9 protein-coding genes and 2 pseudogenes are annotated in these 14,084 nt (G+C 73.5%); 3 read left to right on the top strand and 8 right to left on the bottom strand.

Annotated elements, in window-relative coordinates; genetic code table 11:
• Positions 1-615: 615 nt before the first annotated feature.
• The 5 genes and pseudogenes from KME75_RS19595 to KME75_RS19575 form a co-directional block, all read right to left on the bottom strand.
• Positions 616-2,697, bottom strand: coding sequence for an oxidoreductase (locus KME75_RS19595; protein WP_219416307.1), 2,082 nt, complete (start codon positions 2,695-2,697; stop codon positions 616-618).
• A gap of 38 nt (positions 2,698-2,735) precedes the next feature.
• Positions 2,736-4,361, bottom strand: coding sequence for a sodium:solute symporter family protein (locus KME75_RS19590; protein ID WP_219416306.1), 1,626 nt, complete (start codon positions 4,359-4,361; stop codon positions 2,736-2,738).
• A 197-nt stretch (positions 4,362-4,558) separates the two neighbouring features.
• Entirely contained in the window at positions 4,559-5,164 is a 606-nt protein-coding gene (locus KME75_RS19585; RefSeq protein WP_219416305.1) for a TetR/AcrR family transcriptional regulator, read from the bottom strand.
• Between the two features lie 98 nt (positions 5,165-5,262).
• A complete protein-coding gene (locus KME75_RS19580) occupies positions 5,263-7,248 on the bottom strand; it encodes a hydantoinase B/oxoprolinase family protein (RefSeq protein ID WP_219416304.1) in 1,986 nt (661 codons plus the stop codon).
• Positions 7,245-9,292: pseudogene (locus tag KME75_RS19575) on the bottom strand (hydantoinase/oxoprolinase family protein). Before KME75_RS19575 ends, KME75_RS19580 begins: the two are co-directional and overlap by 4 nt.
• Positions 9,293-9,399: 107 nt before the next feature.
• Between KME75_RS19575 and KME75_RS46015 the strand changes: the two are divergent.
• The 3 genes and pseudogenes from KME75_RS46015 to KME75_RS43355 all read left to right on the top strand — a co-directional run bounded on the left by KME75_RS46015 (position 9,400) and on the right by KME75_RS43355 (position 12,516).
• Positions 9,400-10,680, top strand: coding sequence for a PucR family transcriptional regulator (locus tag KME75_RS46015; protein WP_372452631.1), 1,281 nt, complete (start codon positions 9,400-9,402; stop codon positions 10,678-10,680).
• Between the two features lie 197 nt (positions 10,681-10,877).
• A pseudogene (locus KME75_RS46835) lies at positions 10,878-11,117 on the top strand (FAD-dependent oxidoreductase); the annotation flags it as partial.
• 346 nt (positions 11,118-11,463) lie between these two features.
• The gene (locus KME75_RS43355) at positions 11,464-12,516 is read left to right on the top strand and encodes a phytoene desaturase family protein (RefSeq protein WP_372452632.1); all 1,053 of its coding nucleotides are present in this window, start codon (positions 11,464-11,466) and stop codon (positions 12,514-12,516) included.
• A gap of 1 nt (position 12,517) precedes the next feature.
• Here the strand turns inward: KME75_RS43355 and KME75_RS19560 are convergent, their stop codons facing one another.
• The 3 genes from KME75_RS19560 to KME75_RS19550 all read right to left on the bottom strand — a co-directional run bounded on the left by KME75_RS19560 (position 12,518) and on the right by KME75_RS19550 (position 14,080).
• Entirely contained in the window at positions 12,518-13,012 is a 495-nt protein-coding gene (locus KME75_RS19560; RefSeq protein ID WP_308282905.1) for a phosphatase domain-containing protein, read from the bottom strand.
• 67 nt (positions 13,013-13,079) lie between these two features.
• Positions 13,080-13,412: a hypothetical protein gene (locus KME75_RS19555; protein WP_219416302.1), complete on the bottom strand. Its 333-nt coding sequence runs from the start codon at positions 13,410-13,412 to the stop codon at positions 13,080-13,082.
• A gap of 98 nt (positions 13,413-13,510) precedes the next feature.
• Positions 13,511-14,080, bottom strand: coding sequence for a DUF3558 domain-containing protein (locus KME75_RS19550; RefSeq protein ID WP_219416301.1), 570 nt, complete (start codon positions 14,078-14,080; stop codon positions 13,511-13,513).
• Between the last annotated feature and the right edge of the window lie 4 nt (positions 14,081-14,084).

Here is a 14,084-nt window from a genome sequence, read left to right as displayed (position 1 = left end):
AGGGCCACCGCGCGGTCGCCACCCGCTACGACAAGCGCGACTACATGTTCCGCGGAACCATCGACGTCGCCTCGATCAGGATCTGGCTCCGCGACCCCGTCCCATGATCCAAGGGACACGCTCTAGCCGTGGTGGATGGCAGGCCTACCGAACCATGCCGAGGGGTGGATCGATGAGCGATCTGCGGGGCACGAGGGCGAGCGGTCGATCCGATCCGCCTCCGGGCCGAGAGCGGAACACCGTCACGGCGGCATGGATCGGAGCCATCGGGGTCCTCGGTGCCGCCCTCATCGGGGTCGCGGGACCGGCCTTCTTCTCACCCTCCGTTCCCCCACCGCAGCCGGTTCCGCAACCCGTGTCGACAACCGGGTCGGAGAGCCGACCCGACAACCCTGTTCCGCAGACCGGTGCGCCGAGCCCGTCGCCCGCACCGCCGAGTACGGGGCCGGTCCTGGCGGTCTCGCCGTCGACCGTCCAGCCGGGGCAGTGGCTCACCCTGCCCGGTTCCGGGTTCACGCCCGGCGCCGGCGTCACGATCAACAGCGGTGCCTTCTTCGTCGCCTTCGACCAGGCCGATGCCGACGGCACCATCGACGTCGTCGTCGGGCCGATCGATCAGAGCTTCTGCAGCCCGTCGCCCGTCGAGCTGACGGCACTGGTCGGTGGGCGGCCGGCCGCGACCACGTCGGTCCGGTTCTGCTCCTGACCCGGAGCGGCGGTGTCGGGAACCCGGACCCGATCGGGTCGGTCGGCGATCACCCGGGAGATCGCCATGGTCCCCTCCAACGTCGCCTCCTCCAGCCCCCGCGGGCCGGCGGCGTCGCCGACGAGCTCGACCCGAGGGTCCGGCTCGAGCTCGGCCCACAGGGCGGTCTCCGGTTCCCTCCCGTGCGCGACGACGACGGTCCGGATGCCGTCGTCGATCGGCCGGGTGCGCCCGGAGAAGACGTTGCGCAGGACGAGGTCGCCGGAGCACTCGGCCAGCTCCAGGTGCGGCAGGAGGTCCACCCCGGCGGCGTCGAGGCGGGCCAGGTAGCCGTTGCGCTGGTACTGATGGATCTGCTCGCCGGGCGCGGGCGCCGAGTAGGCGAGCGTCACCGCGGTGCCGGCCGCGGCGAGCACCTCGGCGACGTCGAGGCCGGTGGGCTCGCCGCCCCAGTCGGCGACCAGGACGGGACCGGGCACCGCGCCGGGGTCGGCGAGTGCCGTCCACGCGTCGACCACGGCGAAGCCGGCCGGTAGCGGAGGCCGATGGGGGTGCGCCCCCGTCGCGACGACGACGTGGTCGAACTCGTCGACGCCGTCCCCGGGGCCCGCCGTGACCCCCAGGCGCACGTCGACCCCGAGCCGCTTCAGCTCCGCGGTCGCCCACTCCTGCCAGCGGAGCCAGGTCTCGCGGTGCCCCGGCGCGCGACCGGCCAGGCGCAGCTGACCGCCCAGCTCCGGCTCGCGTTCGACGAGGGCGACGTCGTGGCCCGCGGTGGCGGCGGCGTGCGCCGCGGCGACGCCCGCCGGGCCACCGCCGACCACCAGGGTGCGCCGCGGCGCGCGCGACGGCCGCGGCTGCGGGAGGTGGGCCTCGCGGCCGGTGCGCACGTTCATCACGCAGCCGATCGGCACCCCCGCGTGGTAGTGGCCGATGCAGGCCTGGTTGCACCCGATGCACGGGATCGCGCGCTCGCCCGCCACGGCCTTGCGAACCAGGTGGGGGTCGGCGATGTGCGCGCGCGTCATCCCCACGAGGTCGGTCAGGCCGTCGGCGATCGCCCGGTCGGCGTCGGCCAGCTCCAGGACCCGCGTGGTCGCGAGGACCGCCACACCGGCCGGCACCGCGTCGCGCACGCCGGCGAGCAGGTCGAGCACGACGTTGCGGGCGACCGGGGGTGCCGGGGCGATGTAGGCGGAGCCCCGGTAGGTGGCCGAGTCGCCGAGGGCGAACGAGACGAAGTCCAGCGACACGAGCTCGCACAGTGTCGCTGCGACGTCGAGGCAGGTGTCCTTCGTGAGACCGTCGGGGCTGATCTCGTCGAGGGCCAGGCGGACCCCGACCGGGCGGTCGGTGTTGTCGTGGACGGCCGAGAGCGCCTCGACGAGGAACCGCAGCCGGGCCCGCAGGTCGCCGTTGTACTCGTCCGTGCGCACGTTGCTGCGGGAGGCCAGGAACTGGGCGGGCAGGTACGCGTGGGCCGCGGAGACCTCGATGCCGTCCAGCCCCGCCTCGGTGACGTGCCGGGCGGCGAGCCCGTAGCCGGCGACGAGCCCGGCGATCTCGCGGCGGGTGAGCGCGCGCGGCTCGACGTGGAACCGCGTCGTCGGCACGGCGCTGGGGGCCACGGCCGGGGCCTTGGGCGCGATCGCGATCTGCTCGCGGCCCCCGTGGAAGAGCTGGACGAGCAGCGCCGCGCCCTCCTCGTGGACGGCGTCCGCCACCCGGGCCAACGCAGGCACCGCCTCCGGGAGGTACGCACCGATGGTGTGCGGCGTGAGCAGCCCGCTGGGGTGCACCGCGGAGGCCTCGAGGAAGATCGCGCCGATGCCGCCGCGGGCGCGTTCCCGGTGGTAGGCCACCAGGTCGTCGGTGGGCAGGTGGTCGTGCACGAGCCCGGTCTGGTGGGCCGTGCTCACGATCCGGTTGCGCAGCGTGCGGGCACCGAGCGGGAGCGGGGCCAGCGCGTGCCGGAAGCCGGGGTCGACCATGGTGGGGCGATCATCCTTTCCGCGGGTCGGAACCGAGGTCATCGTCCGATCCCGAGCTGTTGGGTGACGGGGACGGCGTACACTGCGACGAGTGCCACGAGGGTCACCGCGAAGACGCCTGCGGTGCCCATCGCGACGGTGCGGGTGGTCCGCAGCTCGCGCGGGCGGCGGTCCTCGGCGGGCGTGTGCAGGATCTTCTCCCGGAACCGCACCCCCGCCGGGGCGGGCTGCCGGCCGAGGCCGCCGAGCCAGGTGGCCACGATCGAGGCGGTGAAGCCGATCAACACCGGATCGGCCCACACCGGCAGGTCCAGCCCACCGAACTCGACCAGCCCGTTGAGCACCGCGACGGTGCCGAAGCCCGCGATCATGCCGGCCATCGCCGCACGCGTGGAGAGCCGTGCACTGCGGATGCACCAGATCGCGACCGGACCCCAGGCGGCGGCGAACAGCGTGGCGGCGAAGTAGCCGATCGTGAGCACTGCGGGGGGCGACCAGAACGTGATCAGCAGGACCACGACGCCGGCACCGAGCATGGCGATGCGCGAGGTGCGCAGGGCCGACGCGTCGTCGACGGGCGTGCCGCGGCGGCGGGTCAGCCACGGGAGGACGTCGTGGGCGGCGCTGAAGCCGATCAGCGAGAGGAAGGCCGCCGCCGAGGACAGCCCGGCCGCGACGATGCCGGTGACCGCGACGACGCCGAGCGCGGTGGGCAGGACGTTCTGCGCGGCCCAGATGAACGCGATCTCCGACGGCCGGATGTCCGGGTTGAAGATGTTGATGGCGAAGCCGCCCAGGGTGAGGAAGACGTAGAGGACGCCCACCGCCCCCATCGCGACGAACCCGCTGCGCAGGCACACGTGCTCGTTGCGCGCCATGAGGTAGCGGCTGGACTGCCACGGGCTGACGGCCACGACCGTCGCCCACACGACACCCAGGGTGAGGGCCCACACCAGCACCTCGGTGGGGCTGCCCATGTACGCACCGGGGCCGGTGACGCCGTGCCAGGTGAGCGCGTCGGGCTTCGACTCGATCGCCGTCATCGCCGCGACGGCGGCACCCGGCCCGCCCGCCTCGCCGATGATCCAGGACATCCCGACGACACCCGCGATCATGAAGATGCCGAACATGATCGTGTCGTTGATCATCACGCCCTTCGTGCCGGACATCAGCGTGAAGACCGTGTACGCGGCCCACACGATGACGAGCGCGCTCCACTCCGGCACGTCCAGCAGCTGCGCCACCACGAGGGACAGGCCCTGGGTGACGGCGACCAGGTAGAGGCCGATCCCGGCGACCACCATCAGCCCGGCCACCGCCTGCAGCCCGGGGGAGTCGAACCGGCGGCCGAAGAACTCGGGCACGGTGAGCGCCTCCGAGCGGCGCAGGTACCGGCCGAACGCCAGCACGCCGAGCACGTACCCGCTGATGTTGAGGGCGGTCAGGATCAGCATGACCACCGGGAAGCCGTCGTAGGAGAAGCCGAGCTCGCCCATGAAGGACACCGTCGACAGGAACGACGCCACCAGGGTGCCGGCCACGAGCAGCGTCGGGGCGTTGCGGCCCGCCACGTAGTAGTCCGACCGGGTCTTGACCTTGCGGCCGACCACGGCGCCGATGACCAGGTACAGCACGAAGCTGGCGATGACTCCGGCGGCGAACATCAGTCCGCCTCCGGCCGGGTGCCGTAGTCCCGGCGGACGATCAACCACGAGACGGTGATGACGGCGAGGGGGATGAGGCCGTAGTAGACCGCGACAGCGATGGCGGGGGACACATGCAACCTCCGATGGCTGAATTATTAATACGGCACTATTGCCCTCGGGGTCGCCGTGTGTCAACGCTCACGTTCAGGTGTGGGTCAGGAGACGCCGAGCAGCGCGCGGGCGGCGGAGAGCAGGTGCTGCTCACGCCACGCCCGGTCCGCCTGCGGCATCCGGATCGCCACGGCGAGGTCGATGCCGTCGACGAGCGCGACCAGTTGCGCCGCCGCCATCCGGGGCGCGACGACGGGCTTGAAGACGCCGGTCGACGTCCCGTCCTCCACCACGGCGACGAACGCCTCGACCCAGGCCTCGTACACCTGCTGGACGAGCCGCCGGCGGGAGGCGTCCCGGGCGGCCTGCCCGGCGAAGTCGAACCAGATGATGCTGCGCTGGCGGATTCGGGCGGACGAGGTGGCCGCCTTGCACAGCGCCACGAGTCGCTGCCAGGGGTCGTCGCCGGGCCGGGGCGCGGCCGCGAGCTCCTGCACCACCGACAGCGAGTAGTGCCGGAAGGCCTCGTCGATCAAGCGGTCGCGGGTGGCGAAGTAGTGCTGGATCATGCCGACCGACACGCCGGCCTCGGCCGCGACGTCGCGCAGCCGCACCTTCGGAGCACCGTGCTTGACGATCAGCGGGGCCACCGCGGCGAGGATCCGTTCGCGCTGCTCATCGCCACTGCCGACCGGCCGTCCTCGCGCCACCCCAGCTCCCGCCCCGCTCGATCGTCGAGCCACGATAACCGGGCCGCACCGAAGGACCGTGCACGCCTCCGGGTCCGCGGGGTGTGCACGGCCGGTCGTCACGTCCAGTGCGCCGCGGACCGCTTCGCCATCAGCTCGCGGTACTGCCGCGTCGTGGTCGCGTGCAGCTGCCCGGTGCCCCAGTCGACGATGACCCCGTAGCGGCGGACCAGGTCGAGGATGTCCAGCTCCCCGGCCCGGTACCGGCGGGCGACGTCGTCGGCGTCCTCCTCCAGCCACCCGCGGCGCGCGGCGGCGATCTCCCGCCGCAGCTCCTCGGTGGCGGCCCGGTCGACCTCGTACCGGTCCAGCTCGGGGTCGATCGGGGTGACCACCACGCCGTAGTCCCGCGCGGCGCGCTCGACCGAGACGTAGCCGTCGATGACGTCCTCCACCACCTCGGTGGGGTCGCGGGTCAGGGGGTCCCCGAACCCGCCGCCGCCCGCCGACGGCCGGGTGAAGGCGTCGCCGGGCCGGACCGGCACCCCGGAGAACGTCGAGCCGAGGAAGCGTTCCTCCTCGGTGCCCTTGTTCAACCACACCCCGTGCGGGACGGACGGCAGCCCGCCCTCGATGCCCCAGGTGATCGACCGGGCCCGGTCGCAGCAGTACGACATCACCGTGGTCTCGCAGTCGGTGAGGGTGCCGCCCTTCTCCAGGCCGCAGCCGCCGCGGTGGCGGCCCGGGCCGCCAGAGTCCGTGACGATGCGGTGGGCGGTGGTGAGCACGGGGGAGAGGCGCTCCTGCCCCTCGACGGGCTGCACGGCGAGCCCGGCGCCGAACACCGGAGCGGTGGCGCCGGAGCCGTCCTTGGTGGCGCGGCCGCCCCAGCCGCCCGCCATCCAGTCGTACCACATGAAGTAGGAGCGCTCGGCCGTCCGCGCGTCGCGCCCGCCGACGAGCAGGTACTCCAGGTTGAACGCGCACGCCATCGCGCGCTCCGGCATCACCTGCGACCAGATCTCGAAGATCCCGTTCATCAGCTTCTCGTACGGCCCGGAGCAGAAGCCGGTGACGGCGTGCGGCCAGCCCGCGTTGACCACGGTGCCCTCCGATCCGATGTCGGCCTGTACCACGCGGTAGAAGCCGGAGTTCAGCGGAACCTCGGGGAAGAACGTCTTCGTGCCCGCGTACAGGGCCGAGTGCGTGGTGCCGTACCCGGAGTTGAGGAACGTCGAGACGGCGGGGGCGCTCCCGGCGAGGTCGTAGTGGATGCCGTCCTCGTCGATCGTCATCGTCACGACGACCGGCACGAGCCCCTCGGGCTGCCCGGGGTCGGCGTCGAGGTGGTCGACGGTCGTCCACGTGCCCCGGGGCAGCTCGGTGAGGCGGTGCCGCACGATGCGCTCGACGTAGTCCTGCACCCCGCCCATCGCGGCCACCACGGTGTCCTTGCCGTAGCGGTCGACGAGCCGCAGCACCTCCCGCTCGCACACCGCCGTGGCCTCGGCCTGGGCGTTGAGGTCGCCCATGCTGCTGTAGGGCGACCGGGTGTTGGAGACGAGCAGCTGGGCGACGTCGTGCAGGAACCTGCCGCGGTGCCACACGCGCACCGGGGTGATCCGCAGGCCCTCCCCGAAGTGCTCCTGGGCGTTGACGTCGAACGAGCCCGGCACTGTGCCGCCGATGTCGGCCCAGTGCCCCTTGTTCTGGGCGAACCCGATGATCTCCGCGCCCACGAAGATCGGCCGGATGAAGCTGACGTCGTTGAAGTGGGTGCCGCCGCGGTAGGGGTCGTTGATGGCGAAGACGTCCCCGGGATGCACGTCGTCGCCGAACTCCTCGAGCACCGCCTTGCACTGGAAGTGCAGGGTGCCGACGTGCACGGCGATGTCGCCCGTCCCCTGCATCACGGTGTTGCCCTCGGCGTCACAGAGCGCGGAGGAGAAGTCCCGGGCGTAGATGACGAACGAGTAGCAGGTCCGCATGATCTGCTCGCTCATCAGGTCGACGGCGGTGGCGAAGGCGTTCTTCAGCACCTCGAAGGTCACCGGGTCGAGGTCGGCGGGCGTGCCGGTCGTCGCGGTCGCGTCGGTCGCGGTCATGGACTCAGGCCTCCGTCAGGTGGATCCGGATGTTCAGCCACTCGTCGACCTCGGCCCGGGCCCCCGGCGGGACCACCGTGGTCGCGTCCAGCTGGTCGATGATCGCCGGGCCGGTCAGAGCGGTGCCGGCGGGCAGCCCGTCGCGCTCGTGCACCGGCGTGTCGACCCAGCCCGCGCCGTCGAAGTAGACCTCGCGGGTCTTGAGCGGCGCCGGCGCCGGCGCCGGCGCCGGCACGACCTCGGCCGGGCTGAACGCCGGCTTGGGCGTGGTGCCGATCGCGGTCAGGCCGAGCTGGTAGATCTGCACCGGTGTCGTCGCGGCGGAACGCGTATTCGCGTTCGTGCTGCTCGTGGAACAGCGCCACGGCCTCGGCGAGGGCGCCCGGTCCGGTGCCGCACCGCACCGTCAGCGACCGCCACTGGCCCAGGTAGCGCATCGAGACCAGCCGCTGCAGCACCGCGTCCTCGGGCGCCACCCCCTCGTGCCGCAGCCGCGCCGTCGCCTCGGCCTCGAGCCCGGCGAACGCGTTCTCGAACTCCTCCTCGTCGGCCTCGTGCGCGACGGCGCCGAGCATCGCCGACAGGTCGTGGCGGATGTCGACCAGCAGGCAGCCCAGCGCCGAGGTCACCCCGGGGTGCGGCGGGACGATCACGGTCGGGATGCTGAGCTCGCGGGCCACCTCGGCGCCGTGCAGCGCGCCCGCGCCGCCGAAGGCCACCAGGGCGAAGTCCCGGCGGTCGTAGCCGCGGCGGATCGAGATCAGCCGCACGGCGTCGGCCATGTTGGCGTTCGCGACCTGGAGGACGGCGCTCGCCGCCTTCTCCAGGTCGAGCCCGAGCGGCCGCGCGACGCCGTCGAGGATCGCCTGCTCGGCGAGCTCGGGGGAGAGGACCTTGGCCCCGCCGGCGAGCGAGGTGCCGAGCCGGTTCAGCACGAGGCTCGCGTCCGAGTTCGTGGGCCGGGAGCCGCCGGTGCCGTAGCAGGCCGGGCGGGGTCCGCGCCCGCCGACTGCGGCCCGTTGCGCAGCGAGCCCGCCTCGTCGATGTGGGCGATCGAGCCGCCGCCCGCGCCGATCGTCAGCACCTCGATCGACGGGAAGATGATCGGGTAGCCGAACTCGACCGACCACTCCTTCGTCACCCGCAGCTCGCCGCCGTGCACGAGCGAGATGTCGGTGCTGGTGCCGCCCATGTCGAGGCCGATCGCGTTGGCGAAGCCGCACTGCGCCGCGACGTGGCGGGCCGCGATGGCACCGGCCGCGATGCCGGAGGCGGCCAGCCGCACGGGGTAGCGCTCCACCATCCGCGGCGTCATCGACCCGCCGCCGGAGTGCAGCAGCAGGAGGTCGCCGGTGTAGCCGCCCGCGGCGAGCCGGTCGGCCAGCCTGCCGACGTAGCCGCTGACCAGCGGGGCCAGCACGGCGTTCGCGACGGTGGTGGTGAAGCGGTCGCGCTCGAAGATCTCCGGCAGGATCTCCGCGCTCGTCGAGACCGTCGCCTCGGGCAACTCCTCCTCCAGGATCTCCCGCATCCGGATCTCGTGGGCGGGGTTGACGTAGGAGTTGATGAAGCAGACGGCCACGGTCTGCACGCCGCGCCTGCGCAGCAGCGCCGCCACCCGGCGGGCCTCCTCCTCGTCCAGGGGCGTCACCACCTGCCCCGAGTAGTCGATGCGCTCGGGGACCTCGAAGCGGTCGCGGCGGCGGATGTAGGGCGGCGCGACGTCGGAGTAGGCGTCCCAGAGGTCGTCCTTGGTGCCGTCACGGATCTCGATCACGTCGCGGAAGCCGGTGGTGGTCACCAGCGCCGCCGGGCGGAAGTCGCGGGTGATCAGCGCGTTGGTGGCGACCGTCGTGCCGTGGGAGAACAGCGACACCGCGGCGAGGTCGACGTCCGCGCGCTCCACGCCGTCCAGGACCGCCCGCATCGGGTCGCCCGGCGTCGACGGCACCTTCGTCACGCGGATCGCGCGGGTGCCCTCGTCGAAGATGCACACGTCCGTGAAGGTTCCGCCGACGTCGACGGCAACTCGCTGCTTCGCCATCCGGTGCCTCCTCCTGGGGTGGGTTGGGAGGAGACTCTGCATGAGGCTGTGCGGGTGGTCACTGTAAGAACTCCAACGATCTGGGCCTGCCGCTGTACGGTCGGCCAATGGAGGCGGAGATCCGGCTGCTGCGGCGGACGGTGTGGCTGCAGAACGACCTGCTGCAGGCGCTCGCGTCCGACGACCCGGTCCACGCCCTCGTCGCCCGGCTGGCCGCGTTGAGCAAGGGCAGCGCCGCGCTGTACGAGACGTCCGGCCGGATCGTCACCTCCACGGGGCAGGGTCCGCTGCGGTTGATCCGGGAGGAGATCACGGCCCGGGAGGTGGCGCCGCAGCAGTTCACGGTGGGCCGGTGGGCGGTCGCCACCCGCCCGCTCCTGCTCCGCGGCGCGGGCTACCGGCTGGCGGTCGCGTCCCGGAGCCACGCGCTGGTCGACGACCTCGGGCCGCTCCTGCTGGAGATCGCCGAGCGCGTGCTGGCGGCCGCCAACGCGGTACGGGCCCTCGCGATGGGCCAGGAGCGGGCGGAGGCGGCGCGGCTGGTGTCGGCGCTGCGCGTCGGCATCCCCGCATCGCGGGTCCGCCAGACCTGGGACCGGCTGCGGCCGTTCCGGATCCGCGTGGGGCAGGACGTGCGCATCGTCGCCGCCGCCCCGATCGAGGGCAGGCGGATGCCGGCCGATCCACGCCGGCCGTCGGACGCGCTGCTGGAGGAGGCCCACCTCGAAGGGCTCGGCGTCGTCCTCGCCGAGGACGACGAGCCCGAGGAGCTGAGCGCGTCCCTCACCGCCGTGCTCGCCGACGGAGCGGCCGCCGACCGGTGGTTGGCCCTGCTCGCGGACACCCACGTCACCGGCGTGAGCGGCCCGTTCGGCGACCTCACCGTGGCCGCCCGATACTTCGCCGAGGCGTTCACGGCCTGGCAGGTGGCGACCCGCCGCCGCGACCGCGGGGGCAGCGCCGCGATCGTGCGGCTCGACGAGGTCGACTTCGCCACCTGGCTGCTCACGCGCCGTGACGACGCCCAGGTGGCCGACCGGTTCGACCGCCACTTCGGGCCGCTGGTCCGCGCCCCGGACCTCGCCGCGACGGTGGTCACGTACCTCGCGTGCGACCAGGACGTGCGCCGCACCGCCGAGCGGTTGTTCGTGCACGCCAACACCGTGCGGTACCGGCTGCGGAAGGTCGAACAGCTGCTCGCCGCGCCGATCACCGCGGCGAGCACGGTCGCGAACCTCTACCTCGCGTTCCAGGACGAGGTGCTGGCGTTCGCGCATGCACCGCCCCCGCCCGCTCAGCCGAACCCGATCCGCTCCAGCCAGAAGCCGAGCAGGGCGGCGTCCCCGGTCACGGCGACGCCGGGGGAGTCGACGGGCCGGCGCCGGTAGACCACCAGGAGCAGGTCGGCGAGCGGGCCGTGCACGGTGACGGCAGCCTCCACGTCGTCGGCGCGTCGCCAGGCGTCAGCACCGCGACGCCGATCGGCGCATCACCTGCCACCCGAAGGGCGGAGGGACCGCGGGTTCGAACGACCGGCCGGCCATCGCCACGGATTGATCGCCGCGGCCGCGGGTAGGACGGGTCCGTGGCCGAGCACGATGTCATCGTCATCGGAGGCGGGATCAACGCGCTCGTCGCCGCCGCGGAGCTGGCCCGCGCCGGGCGCGACGTGCTGGTGTGCGAGCAGAGCACGCGGGCGGGCGGGGCGATCCGCACCGAGGTCGACTTCCCCGTCCCGGGGTTCAGCACCGACGTGTTCTCCTGCTGGCACCCGCTGTTCGTCGGTGGGCCCGCCTACCCCGGCCTCCGACCGGAGCTGGAGCGCCGGGGGGTCGTCTACCGCAACACCGACCTGCCCGCGGCGGCCGCGGTGGCCGACGGCAGCACCGCGGTGCTCGCCACCGACGCCGAGGTGACGGCGGGCGGGCTCGACCGGCTGCACCCCGGCGACGGCGACGCGTGGCGCGGGATGCTCGCGGAGTTCGGCCAGCACGCGGACCTCGCGTTCGCGGCACTCGGCACCGAACTGCGGTCGGCCGACGGCCTGAAGCTCGCGGCCAGAGCGGCGCGACGCCTCGGGCCGGCGGGCCTGCTGGAGTTCGGCGGATCCGCGCTCGAACCGGCCAGCGCGTGGCTGGGCCGCACGTTCCGGCGGGGAGGCCGCCAGGGCGCTGCTCGGGGCCTGGGTCGGGCACAACGGGCTCGGCCCCGACGACGCGGCGTCGGCGTTCATCGCCAAGGTCATCGGGCTGGCGCTCGCGCAGGGCGGGTGCCCGGTGCCCGAAGGCGGCGGCGTGCGCCTGGTCGAGGCCCTCGTCGGGATCGTCACCGACGCCGGTGGTCTCCTGCGTACGGGCACGGCGGTCAACCGGGTCGTCGTCCAGGGCGGGCGGGCCACGGGTGTGCTGCTCGCCGACGGCGAGCAGGTCCGCGCCCGCGAGGCGGTGCTCGCGAGCGTCACCCCGCAGGCGCTGTACTCCGGGCTGCTGGCGGGCGAGCCGGCCGTGCCCGTCGCCGTGCGGGAGGCCGCGCAGCGCTTCCGGTACGGGCGCGGGGACATGCAGATCCACCTCGCGCTGTCCGAGCCGCCCCGCTGGCGCGAGAACTCCGAGCAGCTCGCCCGCACCGCGATCGTGCACGTCACCCCCGGCCTCGACGGCGTCCGCGCGGCGGTCGCGGAGGCCGACCGCAGCCTGTTGCCCGCCCACCCCACGATCGTCTGCGGCCAGCCCGCCGCGCTGGACCCGACCCGCGTCCCACCCGGCGGCGGGGCGCTGTGGATCCAGCTGCAGGAGACCCCGTTCCGGCCCGTCGGTGACAGCGCCGGCGTGATCGACGTGGGCGCCGGGGAATGGACGGCCGAGCTGAAGGAGCGCTACGCCGACCGGGTCGTCGAGCAGCTCGGGCGGCACATCGACGGCCTCGACGGCATCACCCTGGGGCGCGCCGTTCTGAGCCCGGCCGACCTGCAGGCCGCCAACCCCAACCTCGTCGACGGCGATCCCTACGCGGGTTCGTGCCGGCTCGACCAGTTCCTGCTCTGGCGCCCGCTCGCCCGCACGCCGGGCCACCGCACGCCCGTCGAGCGGCTGTGGCACATCGGCGCCAGCACGCACCCCGGCCCCGGTCTCGCCGGGGCCAGCGGCCTGCTCGCCGCCCGCGACGTCCTGGCCGGGCCAGGGGTGGCCGACCGCGTCCGCGGGGTACTGCGCCGGATCCGGTAGGTCACAGACCACGGCGGGAGGCGTCACGCTCCTCGTGCTGCGCGGCGAACCACGCGATCCAGCGGCGCTGCCCGCGCGTCTCCACTGCGCGGGGCCGGTAGTGGCGGCGGGTCCACGGCACGGCGTCGTCGGCGGGATACCCGGCGAGCACCGCCATGCAGGCGATCACCGTGCCGGTCCGGCCGGTGCCTCCGGTGCAGGCGATCTCGACGGGTGTTCCGGTGCGGGCGAGCTCGTAGGCGTGGACGATGGCCGCCGCCGCCTCGACGGCGTCGCGCGGGATGCGGAAGTCCGGCCAGTCGACCCACGCGGCGGGCCAGTCGGGCCGCCACGGCGTGCGGCGCGGGAGCAGGGTGCGGCGCGCCCGGTCCGGGGCGTGGCCCAGGTACAGGCCGAAGTCGGGCAGCGGTCCGGGTGGGACGGGCTCGCGGCGCCCGCGGCCGCGCACCAGGGTGCCGTCGGGCAGGGAGATGGCGCCCGCCAATGGTGGTTTCACGCGGCTCCTCGCCGCCAACCGAGCCGATGGATCACCTCGGGTCCGAACCGCTTCCGGCGAACGTCGCTCACAACTGCCGCCACCTCTCGGAGTTCTCGCTCTCGGTCCGCCGGTACTCGACCTCCATACGCTTCAGCGTATCGACGACGGACGTCAGCTCCTGCTCGTAGCGCTCGAGGGCGACGAGCGTGGAGTACGCCCCGTCCATGATCTCGTGGTTGTAGTGCTCGGCCATCGCGACGCTGATCTCGTCGGCGGCCCACGGTCCGGGGAGCCGTCCGCGGCGCCTCACCTCGTTCACGACGGCTTTGACGCCGAGCGCGGCCTCCTCGTAGGCGGCGCGGAGGGCGGGGAGGGTGCGTGGCTCGATCCGGAGAGCCAGGCTCGGGTGGTCGGGCACGGTTTCCTCCGCTGGTCGCCACTACCTGCTACCCGGACGCTACCGATCGGGACGGTCGATTCGCCGTCGTCGGCGGGAACGGTTAGCGATCGCGAACATCAGCGCCTGAGCAACGTCTTCATCGCCTCTTCCGCGACCGCGACGGCGTCGCGGCAGAGCTGATCCTGCGAGATGACCCGTCGTCCGCCGTCGGCGAAGAGCACGTCGAGGAACTGGCCGTCGGCGACGTCCACGTCGACGGAACAGAACGTGGGGTGCTCGGGCCGCGCGAGGACGGCGGGGAACCCCTGCACGGTGATGGGCGTGAGCTCGTCGGTGAGGTACTCCGATTCGGTGAGGACCTCGATCCCGTTGCTCGTGGCCAGCGCGAACTCGACCGAGATCGCGCGGGGCTCGTAGCCCTGCATCGTGCAGGTCGGCCCGGTGAACCCCGGGGCACTCGAGGCGGAGCGGAGGACGTCGTCCGTCAGTCCGATCGATTCACGCTGGTCGGGCGTCAGCAGAGAGCACGGGTCGACGCCGTCGAGGGGGAGTTCGAACGGCCGGGGCGGCAGGACGAGCCCCGTCGGTGCGGACGAGGTGGGGGCGGGCTCGGCCTTCCCCGGGGCCTCCGTCGTGCAGGCCGCGAGCAGGGCCGCGGCGGCGATGAGCAGGACGGCGCGGCGCACGCGG

The sequence above is a fragment of the Pseudonocardia nigra genome (genome assembly GCF_019396355.1).
GTDB classification, from domain to species: domain Bacteria; phylum Actinomycetota; class Actinomycetes; order Mycobacteriales; family Pseudonocardiaceae; genus Pseudonocardia; species Pseudonocardia nigra.
This window is presented reverse-complemented; position numbering and strand designations above follow the sequence as displayed.